This window comes from Herbaspirillum sp. SJZ106, assembly GCF_006715495.1.
Classification (GTDB): domain Bacteria; phylum Pseudomonadota; class Gammaproteobacteria; order Burkholderiales; family Burkholderiaceae_D; genus Herbaspirillum.
Map to the genome: position 1 here is coordinate 15,824 of NZ_VFNI01000007.1, position 18,402 is coordinate 34,225.

General features: G+C 64.6%; 16 protein-coding genes. 7 read left to right on the forward strand and 9 right to left on the reverse strand.

Annotated features, from left to right (window positions below):
* Positions 1–43: 43 nt before the first annotated feature.
* From phaP to FB598_RS18590, 6 genes are all read right to left on the reverse strand, one after another.
* Positions 44–613: a TIGR01841 family phasin gene (gene phaP / locus FB598_RS18570; protein ID WP_141917514.1), complete on the reverse strand. Its 570-nt coding sequence runs from the start codon at positions 611–613 to the stop codon at positions 44–46.
* Between the two features lie 244 nt (positions 614–857).
* The gene (locus FB598_RS18575) at positions 858–2,084 is read right to left on the reverse strand and encodes a patatin-like phospholipase family protein (protein WP_141917517.1); all 1,227 of its coding nucleotides are present in this window, start codon (positions 2,082–2,084) and stop codon (positions 858–860) included.
* A 156-nt stretch (positions 2,085–2,240) separates the two neighbouring features.
* The gene (locus FB598_RS18580; RefSeq protein ID WP_050468602.1) at positions 2,241–2,453 is read right to left on the reverse strand and encodes a DUF3717 domain-containing protein; all 213 of its coding nucleotides are present in this window, start codon (positions 2,451–2,453) and stop codon (positions 2,241–2,243) included.
* Positions 2,454–2,523: 70 nt separating this feature from the next.
* Complete coding sequence (locus FB598_RS20810; protein WP_183405900.1) at positions 2,524–2,676, reverse strand: hypothetical protein; 153 nt, start codon at positions 2,674–2,676, stop codon at positions 2,524–2,526.
* Positions 2,677–2,691: 15 nt separating this feature from the next.
* On the reverse strand, positions 2,692–3,903 hold the full coding sequence (locus FB598_RS18585; RefSeq protein WP_141917519.1) for an MFS transporter: 1,212 nt from the start codon (positions 3,901–3,903) through the stop codon (positions 2,692–2,694).
* Positions 3,904–3,987: 84 nt separating this feature from the next.
* Complete coding sequence (locus FB598_RS18590; RefSeq protein ID WP_141917522.1) at positions 3,988–5,760, reverse strand: hybrid sensor histidine kinase/response regulator; 1,773 nt, start codon at positions 5,758–5,760, stop codon at positions 3,988–3,990.
* Between the two features lie 114 nt (positions 5,761–5,874).
* Between FB598_RS18590 and FB598_RS18595 the strand changes: the two genes are divergently transcribed.
* From FB598_RS18595 to FB598_RS18625, 7 genes are all read left to right on the forward strand, one after another.
* Positions 5,875–6,495, forward strand: a complete 621-nt coding sequence (locus tag FB598_RS18595; protein ID WP_141917524.1) for a response regulator transcription factor — start codon at positions 5,875–5,877, stop codon at positions 6,493–6,495.
* A 114-nt stretch (positions 6,496–6,609) separates the two neighbouring features.
* Complete coding sequence (locus FB598_RS18600; protein WP_141917527.1) at positions 6,610–7,983, forward strand: hypothetical protein; 1,374 nt, start codon at positions 6,610–6,612, stop codon at positions 7,981–7,983.
* A 92-nt stretch (positions 7,984–8,075) separates the two neighbouring features.
* On the forward strand, positions 8,076–9,476 hold the full coding sequence (locus FB598_RS18605; protein ID WP_141917530.1) for a surface lipoprotein assembly modifier: 1,401 nt from the start codon (positions 8,076–8,078) through the stop codon (positions 9,474–9,476).
* A 185-nt stretch (positions 9,477–9,661) separates the two neighbouring features.
* Positions 9,662–10,909, forward strand: coding sequence for an SfnB family sulfur acquisition oxidoreductase (locus FB598_RS18610; RefSeq protein WP_141917532.1), 1,248 nt, complete (start codon positions 9,662–9,664; stop codon positions 10,907–10,909).
* A gap of 50 nt (positions 10,910–10,959) precedes the next feature.
* Positions 10,960–12,228 (forward strand): SfnB family sulfur acquisition oxidoreductase, encoded by a 1,269-nt coding sequence (locus tag FB598_RS18615; protein ID WP_141917535.1) that lies wholly within the window; start codon positions 10,960–10,962, stop codon positions 12,226–12,228.
* Between the two features lie 76 nt (positions 12,229–12,304).
* Positions 12,305–13,675 (forward strand): LLM class flavin-dependent oxidoreductase, encoded by a 1,371-nt coding sequence (locus tag FB598_RS18620; protein WP_141917537.1) that lies wholly within the window; start codon positions 12,305–12,307, stop codon positions 13,673–13,675.
* A 235-nt stretch (positions 13,676–13,910) separates the two neighbouring features.
* On the forward strand, positions 13,911–14,750 hold the full coding sequence (locus FB598_RS18625; RefSeq protein WP_141917540.1) for a MetQ/NlpA family ABC transporter substrate-binding protein: 840 nt from the start codon (positions 13,911–13,913) through the stop codon (positions 14,748–14,750).
* A 13-nt stretch (positions 14,751–14,763) separates the two neighbouring features.
* On the opposite strand, the gene FB598_RS18630 is transcribed toward FB598_RS18625, so the two are convergent.
* The 3 genes from FB598_RS18630 to FB598_RS18635 form a co-directional block, all read right to left on the reverse strand.
* Entirely contained in the window at positions 14,764–16,218 is a 1,455-nt protein-coding gene (locus FB598_RS18630; RefSeq protein WP_141917542.1) for an aspartate/glutamate racemase family protein, read from the reverse strand.
* A gap of 203 nt (positions 16,219–16,421) precedes the next feature.
* Positions 16,422–16,562, reverse strand: coding sequence for a hypothetical protein (locus FB598_RS20815; RefSeq protein WP_183405895.1), 141 nt, complete (start codon positions 16,560–16,562; stop codon positions 16,422–16,424).
* A 15-nt stretch (positions 16,563–16,577) separates the two neighbouring features.
* Positions 16,578–18,398, reverse strand: coding sequence for a TonB-dependent receptor domain-containing protein (locus FB598_RS18635; RefSeq protein WP_141917545.1), 1,821 nt, complete (start codon positions 18,396–18,398; stop codon positions 16,578–16,580).
* Positions 18,399–18,402: the final 4 nt, after the last annotated feature.

Genomic DNA, 18,402 nt, shown 5'->3' on the forward strand with positions numbered 1-18,402 from the left:
CGTGTCTGCGTGTTGTTGCTTGTCGCTGTCGCTTGCCTGCCGATTACTTCTTGGAGCGGGTAGTCGCAGCCGTTTTTTCCGCAACCGCGGTGAATTGCTTGGCGGCGTTGCTCAGGTTGGCTTCCAGCGTTTCGACGGCTTGCTTGGTGCTCTTGGTCAGCTGTTCGTAGCCGGCGTTGGCGTTGGACAGGGTCGCCTTGAGCAGCGAAATCGCCTGTTCCGAACCCGGGGGCGCGTTCTTGCTGATCTCGTCGATCAGGGCGCCGACCTTGCGGCTGGTTTCGGCGACCTGGGCTTCGGCAGCCTTGGTGAATTCAGCTTGCGTGGCCGAAACGATGCCGGCCAGGTGGCGGCCGTAAGCGGCAGCCTTTTCAGCGCCCGGCTGGGCTTGCGCGGCGGCCAGCGCCAGCAGTTCCTGAGGGTCCTTGGCAGCGGCCAGTTGCTTGGCGGCGGCGGCGGATTCTTCCAGCGAAGCCTTGGTGGCCGACAGGTTCAGCTCGACGATCTTTTCCACGCCTTCGAAAGCCTTGGCGGTCAGGGTGTTGATCAGATCCAGCTGGGCTTGCAGGTTGGATTTGGTGGCGGCGGAAAACTGATCTTGGTACGAAAACATGTTCATCTCCTTGATGTTAATGACGATTTGATGCACTAAACGAACAGCCGGTATGGATAAACAAACGGCCTTCCACAGCGGCTTTCGACCAGAATCAACCAACAATCATGATTTGTGCGCCGCAACAATTCCTATTTTATGCACTTCTTTGGGGAGGTCAAGTGAATTTTGTGCGCCGCACAAAATAATTTGTAACATCGTCGAAAATATGCGACGCCCAATCCCGGCGCGGCTTTGCGGCCAATCAAGACGAACGTTCGGACACTTTCACCCGGGTTTCGCCGGTCGGAAGCTCATGCACCACAATGCCCGCCTCGGAAGACTCAAACTGGCAGCCGGCGCTGACTTCGATACCGCGCAGGCCATCCTGGTAACCCTGGTCCCAGCGCCACAGCAGCGATCCGCGCCCGAAATTGACATCCTTGGACGCCATGTTCCAGTCGCGCCCGGCATAGGGCAGGCGCACGATGTGGATGGTGGTGTCGGCGCCCAGCTCGGCCATCATCTTGCGGTCGGCGGCGGTGAGCATGACCGGCGGCAGGCGCTGGTAAAGGTCGTGCGCGGCGCGGCGCAACTGGTATTGCTTGAGATAGGCATCGATATGGCGCTGCGAGCGCGAGGCGAAGGTCACATCCTTTTCGCGCGTCTGCACTTCTTCCAGCGTTGTGGGCTCGGGGCCGTCGGCATGCCACAGGTCGACCATCATGCACAGCGTATTCATGCGCGGCTCATCGTTGAGGACCGCTTCCAGCGGGGTGTTGGAATACAAGCCGCCATCCCAGTACAGCTCGCCGTCGATGCGCACCGGCGCGAAGCCCGGCGGCAGCGCGCCGCTGGCCATGATGTGCTCGGGACCGATGGGGCGGGTGGCGGAGTCGAACTTGACCAGCGTGCCGCACGTCACCTTGACGGCGCTGACCGTCATGCGGATGCCGGCCTTGCGGTTGAGGTACTCGAAGTCGACCAGCCGCGCCAGCGTCTCCCGCAGCTCGGCGGTGCTATAGAAGCTGGCGTCCTCGGGCGGCACCGGCAGGCCCAGGGCGAACGGGTTGGGCGGGCGCGGCCGGAAGAAGCCCGGCGCGCCGCGCATGAAGGTATCGAGCGTGGTCAGCCGGGTGGACAGCAGGCGCAGGTTGTCGGGCAGATGCTGCAGGTCGAACAGGTCGGGATGGGCCACCGTTTCCCAGAACTCGCGCAGGCGCGCGATGCGCGTCTCGCGCGGGTTGCCGGCGATGATGGCGGCATTGATGGCGCCGATCGAGGTGCCGACCACCCAGTCCGGCGTCAGGCCGTTCTCATGCAAGGCCTGGTAGACCCCGGCCTGGTAGGCGCCCAGCGCGCCGCCGCCTTGCAGCACCAGAGCCACCCGGGGCTTGCCGGGTTCGGCTTGGTCGCGGGAGCGCGCGGCGGGCCTGGCCGGCACCGCCTTGCGGCGGCCGGCAGGGGCTGTCTGCTCGGGGATCTTGCGCATGTTCCTTCCTTTTGAAATCTCTCAGGAAAAGATCGGGCGGAAACGGAAACGTTCAGTAGACATCCGCGCTGCCAATCCGCCAGCGGGGTTCTAGCATAGCGCGGTTACAGAGGGAGGATGTGCGGCGGAGTGAAAGAAATATGGGGCAGGGCAAGCTCAGGCGCGCGTGCCTTGCCAGGACTCCACCAGCTGGCGCGCCTGGGTGCCCATTTCGTCCAGCGCCACTTCATGGCGGTGGTCGTAGATCATCATCGCGTACAGGTCGGCCAGCGCGTTCACCTCGGGCGACAGCGCGCATTCCTCGCCGGTGGCGGGGCGCTGCTGGCGCCAGTAGTTGATGGCTTGTTCGAGGTCGGTGAGGGAGAGCATGGGTTTCTTGTTGGTGACGGCGCATGGGAGCGGATCGGCCCATTCTAGCGCAATTCGGCTGCACTACTGTCTAAAAACACAGGTAAATCCGGTTCGCCAGGTCGACGATGAATGCCGGTTGCAGGTAGGCAAGAAATATCGCCGCCAGCACGCCCGCGCCGGCCAGCGCCAGCGACAGGCGTCGCCAGCGTCCGGCGCGAACATGCTCAGAGCGTCTGGCCACGGCAAAGTTCTCCACTCAGTTCACCGCCAGCGGGCGGGCAATCGCCTGCTCGCGCACCGGCAAGTTGATCAGCGTGGCGAAGATGCCCAGCGCCAGCGTGATGGCCCACACCGTGTCATAGCTGCCTTCACGGGTAAACAGCCAGCCGCCCAGCCACACGCCCAGAAAGCTGCCGACCTGGTGCGAGAAGAACACGAAGCCTGACAGCATCGACAGGTGCTTCACGCCGAAAATGCCGGCCACGATGCCGTTGGTCAGCGGCACGGTCGACAGCCACAGGAGCCCCATCGCCGCCGCGAAGACATACACCGACCAGGCCGACAGCGGCGCGGCCAGGAACAGCGCGATCGCCACCGTGCGCGAGAAATAGATGCCCGCCAGCAGGAAGCGCTTGGGCAGCAGGCCGCCCAGCTTGCCGGCGTAGTAGGAGCCGAAGATGTTGAACAGGCCGATCAGCGCCAGCGCCACCACCGCCACATTCGGATCCATGATGCCCTTGTCCTTCAGGTAGGAGGGCAGGTGCGCGCCGATGAACACCACCTGGAAGCCGCACACGAAGTAGCCCGCCACCAGCAGCTGGAAGGGACGGTAGGCGAACGCCTCGCGCACCGCCTCGGCGATGCTTTGCTCTTGCGCCGCCTTCACCAGCGGCGGCTCCCGCAGGCGCATCGCCATCGGCAGCATCGCCACCAGCACCAGCGCGGCCAGCCAGAAGAACGCCTGTTGCCAGCCGGCCAGCGAGATCAGTTGCTGCTCCACCGGCATCATCATGAACTGGCCGAAGGAGCCGGCCGCGGAAGAAATGCCGAAGGCCCAGGAGCGTTTTTCCGGCGGCGCGCTGCGGCCGACGATGCCGCTCACCGCGCCGAAGGCGGTACAGGCCAGCGCCGCGCCGATCAGCACGCCCGAGCCCACCACGAACAGCGCCGGTTGCGCCACCAGCGCCATCCACATCAGTCCGGCCGCGTACAGGAACGCGCCCAGCACGATCACGCGCGCCGTGCCGAAACGGTCGCAGGCCATGCCGGCGAAGGGACCGATAGCGCCCCACATCAGGTTTTGCATGGCGATGGCCAGCGAGAAGGTCTCGCGCGTCCAGCCATGCGCCTGCGACATCGGCTGCAGCCAGAAGCCCAACCCATGGCGCACGCCCATGGCCAGCGTGAGCACCACGCCGCTGGCCAGCAGCACGGTCTTGAAATCGGGGGTACGGTCGGTTTGGAACATGTGTCTCTTCCCTTGAGGTTTTTTATCGTATTTTTGATCCCGGGGAGTTTACTGCAAAGGCGCCGGCGGTGCCGGCGGCCCCTTTCAGGCCAGGCGGTATGGCTGCGTACCTAACTGGGTGGCGATGGCGGCTTGCAGTGCGGCCGGGTCCAGCGGCTTGTGCAGCACCGGGAAGCCGCTGGCGCTGGCCAGGCCGATGCCTTGCGGCGAAGTGTCGCCGGTGACGATGATGGCCGGCACCTCGCTTCCCAGCGCCATCGATACGGCGCGGATCACGTCGATGCCGGTGACGCCCGCGGCCAGCCGGAAGTCGGTCAGCACCAGCTCCGGCGTGCCATCGGCCAGCACGCCCACCGCCTGTTCGCGCGAGCGCGCGGCCAGCACGGCATACCCCCAGCTGGCTAGCAGGATCGACATGCCGTCGAGCACTTGCTTGTCGTCGTCGACCACCAGCACCGTGCGCCGGGCTATGTCCGGCCGGTGCGGCGCGGCCGGCGCGCTGGCCTGACCGGCGGCCGGTTCATGTCGGCATGGCAGGCTCACCGAAAAGCAGGAGCCTTGGCCGACCGCCGAACGCAGCGCGATGCGGGCGCCGATCAGGTCGGCGGTGCGCTGCACGATCGCCAAGCCCAGCCCCAGGCCCTGTTCGCGATCGCGCGCGATGTTCTCGACCTGGTAGAACTCGCGGAAGATGCTGTCGAAATGGTCGGCGGCAATGCCGATGCCGGTATCCATCACGCATATCTCCAGCAGGCCGCGGCGGCGTCGGCAAGCCAGCAGGATGCGGCCCCGTTCGGTATAGCGCACCGCATTGGAAAGGAGATTGGCCAGGACGTTCTGCAGCAGTACCGGGTCGGTGTCGATCCAGGCCGGGGTCGGGCGCACTTTCAGGCGCAGGCCTTTGGCGGCGGCGGCCTGGGCGAACTGGTTTTCCAGGGCGTCGAATGTCTCCTGCAGGCGCAGGCGGCGCGGTTCGACCTGGATGACGCCGGCGTCAAGGCGCGAAATATCCAGCAGCACATTCAGTAGCTGCGACATGCCCAGCAGTGCCGACTGCAGCCGTTCGGCCAGGGTTTCGATCGTGGCGCGTTCGATCTGCGAGGCCTGTGCTGCCATACGCAAGGCGGCGATGTACAGGCCCAGCGCATGCGTGGGCTGGCGCAGATCGTGGCTGGCGGCGGCCAGGAATTGCGACTTGCTGCGGTTGGCCAGTTCGGCGCGCTCCTTTTCCTCGGTCAGTTGGCGGATCAGCGCCGTGTTCTCGAAGCGCAGCGCGATGGCGTCGCGCACGGTGCGCTGGATCACCCGGCTATAGGCCAGGTTGACGCCCAGCAGGAACAGCGAAAGCACGCCCAGTACCGAAAACAGCGGCGTGTCATGGGCGAACGAACGTAGCGCGAACGGCAGCACGGTCGGCAACGCATAGGCATAGTAGGCCGGCCAGAACGACGACAACGAAGCGACCGAGCCGCCGGTCATGCCGGCCAGCACGATGCAGGTATAGACGGTGATGACGGTATTGTCCGGCGCGAAGAAGAGCGGCCCCATCGCGCCCCACAGGCAGCCCGAGATGCCGGCCCATGCCACGTAGCGCCAGCAGCGCGCCGATGTCGTCGCCGGCAGGTGCGCGCCGCCGCGCAGGTCGCGCCAGACCATGGCGATGCGGATCGCCGTGACCAGGCAGATCGCTCCCGCCCAGCCGAGCAGCAATGCATGCGGCACCTGGCCCCACAGCAGGAAGACCGTCAGGCTGGCCACCGCGATATTGCCCAGGAAGATCGGCGGCGACTGCCGATACAGGGTGTTGACCAGTTCGAGATAGACAGCGCGGTCCGAGGTCGGGAGCAGGGTTGTCATTGTTCTTATGCAATGGTGGCGGCGGCAATGCCAGGGTATTTTCCCGCGGGCAAGGCATCGGGTTTATTGTAATATCGGCGCACACAAAGGGGCTGCGTCGACCGGGGAGCAACAATGAAAACCATCGTACTGGCGGAAGACCACGCGATCATTCGCGATGGCTTGAAACTGCTCATTTCCACCAGGCCCGATCTGCGGGTGGCGGCCGATACCGGCCACGGCGACGAGGTCGAACGCCTGGTGCGGGAAAATCGGCCCGACCTGTTGCTGCTCGATCTCGACCTGCCGGGTTGCCACGGCGTGGAACTGACCCGCAAGATCAAGGCCGGGCACGGCGGCACGCGGGTGCTGATCCTCACCGCCAGTCCCAGCGCGGCATCGGTCGAGGCGGCCTTCGAGGCCGGCGCCGACGGCTACGTGCTCAAGCACGAGAATGCAGAGGAACTGCTATATGCGATCGCTCTGGTGCTGTCGGGCATCGTCTATCTCAGCAAGGGCCTGGCGCAACGGTCGGCACTGCCGCCCGCCCCCGAAGAGGCGCCGATTACGGCGCGCGAACAGCAGATCCTGGCGATGATCGCGCGCGGCCAGTCCAGCAGCGATATCGCCGAGAAACTCAATCTCTCCGTGCTGACGGTGCGCAAGCACCGCCAGAATCTGATGGGGAAACTGTCCCTGCACAATGTCGCCGAAGTGACGGCCTATGTGTTGCGTTCCAGTGCGCTGCCTCGATAGTAAGGCGTTGGCGGCGCGCACAAAATACTGCATATGCAGTATTTACCGGGAGATGGCCGGCTCTTAGCATGGGGGCTCTCCAACATTGGCCGAAAGCTTGTTCGGCATTGTGCCATGCCCGTACCGCATCGTTTCCCTTTGCCGCGTGCCGTGCATGGCCGGCCGGCCGCCTGCGCCGCCGGCATGCTCGCCTTGCTGGCCAGTACCCTCGCACAGGCACAGTCGCTCAACGAAGCGTCGCTGCAAGCTGTCTACAGCCAGATCGAAGCCTTGCGGCAGCAGCTTGTGCAGGAGCAGTTCGCCGCTCCTGCAGCGACGCCGCCGCCATCGGTGTCGCCGCTATCGCTGCCGACGATCCAGCCCGTCAAGCCGGGCGCGCTCCAGCCGGAAACCGAACGCCCCGCCGCAGAACTGCAGAAGGAATTGGCGCAGCGGCAGCTGGAACTGGGCCAGCTCCAGAAACAGGAGTCGGAGAAAAGCCGGCAGGAACTGCTGCACAAGCTGATGCTGCAAACCAAGCAGAAACAGCAAGAGCTGGCGCTGGTCCAGAAGCAGCCGGCGCAAATCAAGGAACAACAGCAGACCCAGAAGCAGCAGGAATCGGAAAAAACCAAGCTGATGCAGCAAGAGTTGACCGAAAAGGAAAAGGAGTTGACGCAGAAGCTGCTGGAGAAAACCCGGCAGCAACAGGAAGAACCGGTTGGGAAGCAGTTCGAACAAGCCGAGCAGCAACCGCAGGAAGCGATCCAGAAACAGCCGGAACAGGCTGCTGAGCACCTGCCGGATCGCCGCACCCTGGCGGCCTATCTCAGCGCCGGACAGGGCGACCAGCAGGCACAGGCGCAATTGGCGGAGGCGCCCGATGCGGGGATAGCGGTCACCACCGGCGCGATAGCGGTCACGGGCACCGTCGCCAATACGCAAACGCTCATTGCCGCTGCCGCAGCGACGATAGCCAGCGCGTCTTCCCATGCCAGCGCGCTATCTTCCTCCATGCAAGATGCCTTGCAGCGAGCCGGGCAACTTTCGGCCGTCGCCGCCGCACAATCGCAACAGTCGTCGCAACAGTCGCAACAGCTGAGCTATGAATATGTCACGGCGGGCCTGGTGACGCCGATGGCCAGTTGGCCGACCAACCTGGTGGCGACCTATAACGGCAACGTCAGCGGCACGCTCAACAATGGCGCGGCAGTCAGCGGCACATTCCAGGCCATGGTCGACTTCTCGACGATACACAGCATGGCGCCCAGCATTCCCGGCAGCATGACGTTTGCCGGCGGCCAGGGCAGCACCAGTTTCACCCTCACGCAAATGGGCGGCTACATCGGCGGCTCCATGTCCGGCACCTATGGCGGCCAGGCCGTGAGCGGCTATGTGATGAATGGCGTGCTTTACGGCCCGGCGGCCGAGCAGATGGCGGGGCAGTGGAGCATGCAAAATGCCGCCGCCACGCTGACCGGCAACGGCAACTTCCAGGCGCGGCGATGAGCGCCGCTGCCCGGCGTCGCCGCGATTGGCCCCGTTTTCCTTTCTCTTTCGTTGCCATGCCTTTGCTTCGTTCCCGCTTCTTTGGCCGCGCGTTGAGCGCGCTTCCGGTTGCCGCGGTGTTGGCGGCCTGCCAGCCGGCCCAGGCCCAGGTCCCCGGGCCGGCCGCCGATGCCGCGACAGCGCGCCAACGGGAGATCGGCCAGCAGGCGCTGCTGGAAATCGCCTTCGCGCGCAAACTGCTGTCTGAACGACAGCCGGAGATGGCGTGCCGCCTGCTCAAGGGCAGCCTTCCCGATGCCGATACCGAGGCCGAGCGGGTGCGCCTGCTGGCGCGTTGCTCATCGGCCCTGCGCGAGCGCGAGGCGGCCGAGGGCTACTACCGCCGGGCCATCGCATTGGCGCCTGATGATCCGACGGTCAAGGTCGAGCTGGCCGGGCTGTACCTGGCCATGGGGCGCAGCCAGGATTCATCGGCCATGCTGAGCGCCGCCGCCGGGCAAAGTGCCGGTGCGCAGCGCGACCAGCTTGAAACCGCCGCCGCGCAGTTGCGCGCCAACGACCCGGCGGCGCTGGCCGCCAATGTCGTCAATGCCGCCAACAAGGCCAAGCCCTGGTCGCTGCAGGTCTACATGGGGCTGACCTGGGACGACAACATCAACGCCGGGCCGGTCTCGCGCAGTGTGCCGGCCATCATCGGCGGCATTCCGGTTACCTTCGATCTGGTCGAGGACGCCATGCCGCACAAGTCGGCGGGCGCGGCGATGGGGCTCAATGCCAGCTACGGCATACCGCTGGACGGCCGCTTTTCCCTGCTGTTCCAGGGCGCCTGGTTCGGCACCGGCTATGTCGAGCGGCAGGACTACAACAACGACACCACCACGCTGGCGGCCGCCCTGGTCTATACCGGCAAGGCGTGGGCCGCCAGCCTCCAGCCCAATGTGCGCTACACGCGGCTCGACGGCCGTTTGCAGGAGAGCGCGCCGGGCGTGACCGGGCGCATGGCGCGCAGCGTGACCGATACCGTATCGCTGACCGCCACCGGCGGCTACGCCAAACGTACCGTGCACACCGACGCCAACCGCAATGCCGATGCCTGGCAAGGCGGGTTCGGCGCGCTGGCGCAATTGACGCCGCAACTGCAGGTCGGCGGGGAGTACCTGTGGCAGCGCGAGCAAGCCAGCGCGGCGGTCTATTCGCGCCGGCTGTCGGGGCCGAGCGCTTACCTGCAGTACCGCATCGCCCCGGATCTGCTGCTGGGCGCCAACCTCAGCTATACCGACGTGCATTACGACCAGACCATGGCGCTGTTCGCCGAACCGCGCACCGACCGCCAGACGGTGGTTTCGCTGTCGGCGCTGTGGGATATCAGCCGCTACGTCGGGCGCAACATGGTGGTGCGCGCCCAGTACACCAATATCGACAATCCTTCCAACATCGCCTACAGCGATTTCCGCCGCAACATGTTCAGCCTGGGCGTGCAGATGCAGTTCTGACGGCGGGGGCGCGCCGGCCGATGCGCCGCGCATATGCTTGCGCGGAAAACGCAGCATGAGAAAACCAAGCAAGCACATGCGAAATGCTTCGTTCTGCTCAACGCCGCGCTTTGCTTTAATGATCCTCCGCCCTGGTGCGCCCACATCGGGGCCGCACCGGCCATTTCAGGAAGGATCATTGTTTCATGTCAGCGGCCATCGACGCCTTGCGCGCACCCAGCGTGCGGCGCTTCTCCCAACGCACCGCCCAGCGCATCGCCAGCCAGGCCCAGGCGCTGCAAGTCGCCCATGCGCTGGCGCAGGAATTCGCCCAGGGCGCCGCCGGGCGCGACCGCGAACGCCGCCTGCCGTTCGAGGAGATCGAGCGCTTCTCGCATAGCGGGCTGTGGGCCATTTCGGTGCCGCGCGCCTATGGCGGCATCGGCGCCTCGTGGGCCACGGTGGCCGAGGTCTTCAAGATCGTCTCCGCCGCCGATCCGTCGATCGGCCAGATTCCGCAAAACCATTTCGGCAATCTCAACGTCATCGCCAATGCTGGCAGCGAAGAGCAGAAACGCTTTTTCTTCGGCGAGGCCCTGGACGGCGCCCGCTTCGGCAACGCCGGGCCGGAACGCAACAGCAAGAACGTGCTCGACGTACGCACCCGCGCCGTGCCTGACGACGAGGCCGGCGATGGCAGCTACCTGCTGACGGGCACGCGCTTTTATTCCACCGGCGCCTTGTATGCGCACTGGATTCCCAGCCGCGCCATCGACGGGCGCGGCGATCCGCTGTTCGTCTACAACCGTGCCGACGCGCCGGGTTTGTGCGTGGTCGACGATTGGTCCAGCTTCGGCCAGCGCACCACCGCCAGCGGCAGCGTGGTGTTCGACCGCGTGCGGGTGCCGGCATCGCAGGTGCTGCATGTAAAGGATTTGCTCAAGCAACCTAACAACATTGGCCCGGTATCGCAACTGATCCAGGCCGCCATCGACGCCGGCATCGCCCATGCGGCGGTGCGCGACGCCATCGAATTCGTGACCACGCGCTCGCGCCCCTACGCCGACAGCGACTTCGAGCGCGCCTCCGACGATCCCTACATCATCCGCGACATCGGCAACCTGAAGCTGCGCCTGCACGCCAGCGACGCACTGCTGGAACGCGCCGCCGGCGTGCTGGACGCTTTGCCCGAGGCCATCAGCTTCGAGCAGATGGCCGCAGCCTCGGTGGCCGTGGCCGAAGCCAAGGTGCTCTCCACCGAGCTGGCGCTGCTGGCGTCCGAAAAATTGTTCGAACTGGCCGGCTCGGCGTCCACGCTGGCTGCCCACAATCTCGACCGCCACTGGCGCAATGCGCGCGTGCACACGCTGCACGACCCGGTGCGCTGGAAATATCACGCAGTCGGCAACTACGCCCTGAACGGCACGCCGCCGCCGCGCCATTCGTGGAGCTGAAGCGCTCCGCCGTCACCAACCGCCTATTGACCATTGTCCGAAGAAACGCCATGACCCAGACCGCAGCTCCCACTGCCCCCACCGCCACCGCGCCCGATTCCTTGCCGTCGTCCCCGGCTTCCGCCACCCCGCGCATCGTCGCCCGCATCCGCGACGACGCCGAGGCGCTGGCCGTGGCGCGCAAGCTGGCCGAAGACTTCGCGCGCGAATCCGCCCTGCGCGACCGTGAGCGCAAGCTGCCCTGGGACGAACTGGAGCGCTACGTGCGTTCCGGCCTGTGGGGTATCACCGTGCCCAGGGAATACGGCGGCGCCGGCGTCTCCTACGGCACGCTGGCCGAAGTGATCGCCACCATTTCCTCGGGCGACGGCTCCATCGGCCAGATCCCGCAGAACCATTTCTATGCGGTCGAGCTGATCCGCGTCAACGGCAACGAATCGCAGAAGCGCTTCTTCTTCGAGCGCGTGCTGCAAGGCGACCGCTTCGGCAACGCGCTGGCCGAGCTGGGCACCAAGACTTCGCACGACCGCAAGACCAGCCTCACGCGCGATCCGAACGGCCCCGGCTACCGCATCAACGGCCGCAAGTTCTACGCCACCGACGCGCTGTATGCCGACTGGGTGCCGACCTCGGTGATTGATGAAGCCGGCGTGCAGCAACTGGCCATCGTGCCGCGCCACGCGCCGGGCCTGACCATCATCGACGACTGGTCCGGTTTCGGCCAGCGCACCACCGGCAGCGGCAGCGCCGTGTTCGACAACGTGCACGTGCCGGCCGATGCCGTGATCGGCTTCGCCGCCGCCTTCACGCGCCCGACCCAGATCGGCCCGATGGCGCAGATCCAGCACGCCGCCATCGACCTGGGCATCGCGCGCGCCGCCTACCGCGACCTGATCGCCTTCGTGCAGACGCGTTCGCGCCCCTGGATCGACAGCGGCGTCGAACGCGCCGGCGACGATCCGCTCACCATTCGCGAAGTGGGCGGCCTGACCATCCAGCTGCATGCCGCCGAAGCGCTGGTGCAGCGCGCCGGGCACAAGGTGGACGCGGCTGCCGCCGCGCCTACCGAAGACAGCGTGGCCGAAGCCTCCATTGCCGTGGCCGAAGCGCGCGTGCTGACCACCGAAGTCTCGCTGGCGGCCGGCAGCAAGCTGTTCGAACTGGCCGGATCGCAATCGACGCTGGCCGAACACAACCTCGACCGCCACTGGCGCAATGCGCGTACCCACACGCTGCACGACCCGGTGCGCTGGAAGTACCACGCCATCGGCAATTTCTACCTGAACGGCAAGAAGCCGCCACGCCACGGCGCGCTGTGAGAGACGCCAGGCCGACTATCGGCGGCCGGCGGCGATGTCGCCATTGAGCTGACGCCTGCGCGGCAGGAGAGGGAACATGAGCAAGAAGGAAATCCGGCTCAACGCATTCAACATGAACTGCGTGAACCACATCAACCACGGCCTGTGGACGCACCCGCGCGACCGCTCGCAGGACTACACCGACATCGGCTACTGGACGCACCTGGCGCAACTGCTGGAGCGCGGCAAGTTCGACGGCCTGTTCCTGGCCGATATCGTCGGCGTCTACGATGTCTACCAGCAGTCGGCCGACATCACGCTGCGCGAATCGATCCAGTTGCCGGTGAACGATCCGCTGCTGCTGGTCCCGGCCATGGCCGCAGTGACCGAACACCTCGGCTTCGGCATCACCGCCAACCTGACCTACGAGGCGCCGTTCCTGTTCGCGCGCCGCATGTCCACGCTCGACCATCTCACCAAGGGGCGGGTCGGCTGGAACATCGTCACCGGCTACCTCGACAGCGCTGCGCGCGCCATGGGCCTGACCGAGCAGCTGGAACACGACCAGCGCTACGACCGCGCCGACGAGTTCATGGAGGTGGTCTATAAGCTGTGGGAAGGCAGCTGGGAAGACGGCGCCGTGGTGCGCGACCGCGCCAACCGCGTCTATGCCGACCCGTCCAGGGTGCACAAGATCAGGCACAGCGGCGACTTCTACCGCGTCGAGGGCATCCACCTGTCGGAACCGTCGCGCCAGCGTACGCCGGTGCTGTACCAGGCCGGCTCGTCGGGGCGCGGCCAGGCCTTCGGCGCCCGCCATGCCGAATGCGTGTTCATCTCCAGCCAGACGCGCGATGCCGCCCGCAAGCTGGTGCAGGGCATCCGCGCAGGCGCCGCGCGCGAAGGGCGCAACCCGGACGACGTGAAAATCTTCATGGGCCTGACCGTGGTCACCGCCGCCACCGAACAGGCCGCGCGCGACAAGTACCGCGAATACGCCAGCTATGCCAGTCCGGAAGCCGGGCTGGCACATTTCTCGGCCGGCACCGGGATCGATTTCTCGCAATATGAACTGGATGAGCCGATCCGCGCGGCCAAGACCAATTCCATCGAATCGCTGGTCAAGACCGTGACCAACCCCGAACTCAACTGGACCAAGCGCAAGCTGCTGCAACAGCTTGAGCTGGGCGGGCGCTACGCCACCATGGTCGGCTCGCCCACCCAGGTGGCCGATGAGCTGGAGGCCTGGATGGCCGATACCGGCGTCGACGGCTTCAACCTCACGCGCACGGTCACGCCCGAGAGCTTCGAGGATTTCGTCGATCTGGTGATCCCGGTGCTGCAGGAGCGCGGTTCCTACAAGCGCGACTACGCTGCCGGCACGCTGCGCGAGAAACTGTTTCGCGGCGCCCCGACCTTGCCCGCGCGCCATGTCGGCGCCGGCTACCGCACCGGTGTGACCGCCTGAGGGCGCGTTGCGCCAACGAGGGGAATGCCATGCCCTTGCTCGACATCGGCGGCCTGAAAGCATCCTTCTCCGGCCGCGATGCCGTGCGCTGATCGCGGGAGCGGCGGCATCGCGGGAACCGCAGGCGGATCTGCTGCGCGCTTAGTCGCTGCGGACATAAACAAGCGGGAAAAGATTCGTTCCACTGCCACGGGGCCGTCGTTACATTGGCTGTTTTTCTTGCCGGGGACAAAGGATGAAACACGCAGTGGCGACATGGATCAGGAGATGGACGGGCGCCGTATTGACGGCGGCATTGGCGGCGGCACTGGCGATGCATGCGCCGGCCCGGGCGCAGGACAAGGTGCTGAAGGTCGGCGTGACCAGCGGCCCGCATGCGCAGATCTTCGAAGCGGTCAAGCGCGTGTTCGAGCGCGACAATCCGGGTTACAAGATCAGGATCATCGAATTCAACGACTACATCCAGCCCAATGCGGCGCTCGATGCCGGCGAACTCGACGCCAACAGCTACCAGCACCGTCCGTTCCTGAATGCGCAGATCAAGGCGCGCGGCTACAAGCTGTATGCCGAGGGCAAGACCATGATCGGGCCGATGGCGGTCTATTCCAAGAAGTACCGCAAGCTGGAAGACATTCCCGCCGGTGCCAAGATCGGCATCCCCAACGACCCGGCCAATGAAAGCCGCGTGCTGCTGCTGTTGCAAAAGCATGGCGCGCTCAAGCTGCGCGCCGGCATCGATGCCCTGACCGGCACCAATGCCACGCCCATCGACATCGTCGAGAATCCGAAGAAGTGGAAATTCGTCGAAATCGATGCCGGGCAATTGCCGCGCACGCTGGACGATCTGGATGCCTCCGCGATCAACGCCGACTTCGCCGCCAAGGCCGGTTTGAATCCCGCCAGGGACAGCCTGGTGGTGGAGAACGGGGACAGCCCCTATGCCTGCCTGATCGCCGTGCGCGAGAAGGACAAGGCGCAGCCCTGGTTGCCCAGGCTGGTGCAGGCCTACCAGTCGGATGAAGTGAAGCGGTTCATCGAAACCGAATTCAAGGGCGGCATCCTGGCCGCCTGGTAATGCCGATTTCGTTTTATTCCGTTGCTGTCCCCGCATACGCCACGCAGCGCCGCGCCAGCGTATCGGTGGGATCCACCAGGACGACGGTCTTGCCGCTGCCGTGCTCCAGTTGCGGGTACGGCAGCAGCAGCGGCAGTTCGGTACATCCCAAAATGACCACGTCGGCGCCTTGCCGCACCAGGTCATCCAGGCCGGCGCGGATGTCGTCCTGGCACTGGCCTTCGGTATAACCGGCCTTGACCCCTTCGCGGCCGTAGATGGCGTTCATCACGCGCTCTTGCATGGCCGGCGAGGGCGTCAGCTGTTCCAGTCCCTGTTCTTCCAGCGCGCGGCGGTAGACGCCGCTGCCGACGGTGCCCGAGGTCGCCAGCAGGCCGACCTGCTTCAGCTCAGGAAAACGCGCGCGGATGCTTTCCACCGTCACCGTCAGCATGTTGACGATAGGGATGGAGAGGCTGGGCTGGATGCGCTCGACGTAGGCGTGCGCAGTGTTGCAGGGAATCGCGATGAGGTCGGCGCCGCCTTCCTCCAGTTTCTTGCAGGTGGCGTACAGCGCGATGGTCGGGTCGGGCCCCTGGCCGACCAGGTTCTCGGTGCGGTCGGGGATCTGCGGGTTCTGTTCCACATGCACCTTGATATGGTCCTGGTCGCGTTCGGCCGGCGTATTGCGCACGATCTTTTGCATGAAATCCACCGTGGCCGCCGGCCCCACGCCACCCACCACGCCGATCTTGAACGGCTTGGCCGACGTCTCGCGCCGGCCATCGGCCACGCATTGCGCATAGACCTGGTTGGCATCGACGATCGGCACCGGCAGCGTGCCGATGGCATGCGCCACCAGCGCCACTTCGGTGAGGCCGGGCAGGATCAGGTCCGCGCCTTGCGCCACCAGATCCTGCGCCGCCTCAGTCAGTAACTGCAACGGCTTGCCGGTGAGCGAACCTTGCTTGATGCCGCCTTCGCCATAGACCGCCTCGGTCACCGCGTCGCGGCCCTGCGGCATGCGGGGATAGATCACATCGAAGGCCGGCGCGGGAAAGTAGCGTTCGAACAGGCCGCTGGCGCGCGTGTAGTCCGAGGTCAGCACGCCGATGCGGGCGGCCTGCGGGTGGATGCGGCGCACGTGGCTGCGCAGCGCCTCCATCAGGTCGACGATGGGCAGCGTGGTGTTGGCCTTGAGTTCGTCGAGGAAGGTATGGCTGAGGAAGCAGGGCAGCACCACCGCGCCGACGCCGCGCCGTTCGAAATCGCGGATCATGTCGAACACATACAGCTTGCGCTCGGTGGTGGCGGCGCTGGTCGAACCGCTGCCGCGAAACGGATGCTGCTCGAACACGACATCGGCCTGTTCGATATTGCCGTGCGCCGCCATGGCTTTCATCAGCTTGAAGAAAACGTCGGCGCTGGCCAGCGGGCCGAGCCCGCCGATGATGCCGAACGAGCGGGTGCCTTCGATGAGGGGAACCATGGTGTTTCCTTTGCGTTGGTGGGCCGGACATGTCGTCCGATACCTGCCAGTATGCGCTCCGGGAAGGGCGGCGTTCATGCTTAGCGTGCATGGAAGGGCGGCGCCGAGCGCGGCAGGTTTTTGCGGCCTATGCAGATAAGGCATGACGGGAGACGGATTCCCCCATGTGCTTGGATTATTGTCTCCTGCCTTTGCCCGCCATCTCAATTGGCGGATGCGAACATGTAGTGGCTGGCGAACGGCTGGCCCTTTTCCATCGGGGGCGGCATCAGTCTGCGCAGGCCAGCCGTCCCGATGTTGAAACGGAAGGAGAGCAGAGCGGTGCGTTCAATGATGGCGTTCATGGGAACGTCTTGTGATCAATAGGTATACCGCAAGGTCAACTGCAGGCTGCGAGGCGGGGCCGTGGCGTAACGGATTGCGTTGGTGCTTTGGCTATTGTTGGAAGTCGCATCCTCCGGGCCGATATCGGACCAGCGCGCATAATAGGCATTGAAGACGTTCTCCACATTGAGCCTGACGGTAAAACCGGGAAAAGGCGCCATCCAAGCACCGGCATTGATCACCGAATAAGGCTGCGCCATCTTGGCGGTGCTGTTGGAGGCATCGCCAGCGATGCGACTCCTTGCCTTGCCCCAGGCATGCTCCAGGTTGGCATGCGCACCCCAGCCGGCCTGCCGGTAGCGCGCGCCGATGATGGCGCGCATCGGCTGGATCGAGTTCATTGGCACCCAGCGCTTGCCGACAACGGGAATGGATTGCCCCCAGGCCGTTGGCCGGCCGAATATCGATTCTTCTACATCGCCGCGTGCATAAGCGATGGCGGCATTGGTTCGCCATGCGGCATTGATATCCCATTCGCTTCTGGCCTCAAATCCTCGGATATGCGCCCGGTTTTCATTGACGCTCTTCCATTCCTGGAGCGCGCCCACATCAATCCTGTCGCCGACGACCCGGTTCTGAATGAAATCGCGATAGCGGCTTGTAAATGACGCCAGCGAGTAGCGAAATCCTTTGCTGGCACCGCGTACGCCAAGCTCTATACCGGTTACCTTTTCTGGTTTTAAATGGGGATTGCCCGAGTACATGTAAGTGAAAAACGGCAACTGATGGAAGTAGTTGGCGTTCAGTTGTTCCGGCGTGGGGGCGCGAAATCCCCGGGCATAATTAAAATAGGGCGCAAAGGCCGGCGCAAGCTCCCAGATCAGCCCCAGGCGCGGCGTGAAGGCATAGTCGCTGCGCGTTGCAAACGAGGCTTTTCTGGTTGCAAGTTCTTTCTTGTCGAGGGCCGATAAGGAAGACTCGTCCGGCACCAGACGGAAAAAATCGTAACGCAATCCCGGAATAATCTTGAACTGTGAGATGGATATCTCATCCTGAACAAAGCCGCCTGCCAGCAGATAGCTGCTGTCCGGGGAGACTTTTTGCGGAAAGTGCAGTCCGCTTCCCGGAACGGTTCCTCCAAGCGTCATCGCGATGTTGGAATAGCTGACATCCAAGCCGTGGCGCAGGGCATGGCTGGTCTGCCCGACCCGAAAATGGGTATCGGCCACGATATTAAAACCGATGGTCTTGTCGCTATATCGATTGTCGCGCAGGCGCTGAACTGTGCGCGGTGGCGCAACGGCGCCGAGGAAGGCGCCTTGTTTTTCAAAAAACCAATTATTAAGAAAATCCGTCAAGAACGAACCAGTAGGAACGGGCCCAAACACGCTTTCCTTCGTCAATTGCCGAATACTCGAATCCTGCCAATACAGATGCGCATGCAGCCGACTCAGCCAGTCTGTCTCGCTCCCATCGTGGAAATATTCGAGCGACAGGCGTTTGCGCTTGGTCGTGTCATAGGCATGCATCGAGCGCGTGGCCCGGAAAACCGGTGTCGGCGAGACTTGGTTTAAGGCATTGGTATCGACTTGCAGGTTCAGGTTCTCCAGCGTGGCTTGCAGGCGATTGGCGGGATTCATCTTGAACCCCAGCTTGGACAGGTAGTAGCGGCTTTCCATATTGACCGGATTGGGCGCGGTGCGGTTGCTATTGGGGCTCTGGTTATTTTCCTGTGACCAGGTCTCGTGACCGCTGCGCAGGCTGCCCATGAACATGCCCTGCCAGCGATCGTCGTCAAAGGCGACACCGGCTGAGTGGTTGAAGGAATTGTCTTGTTGTGCATAGGACGACTGCATGAAG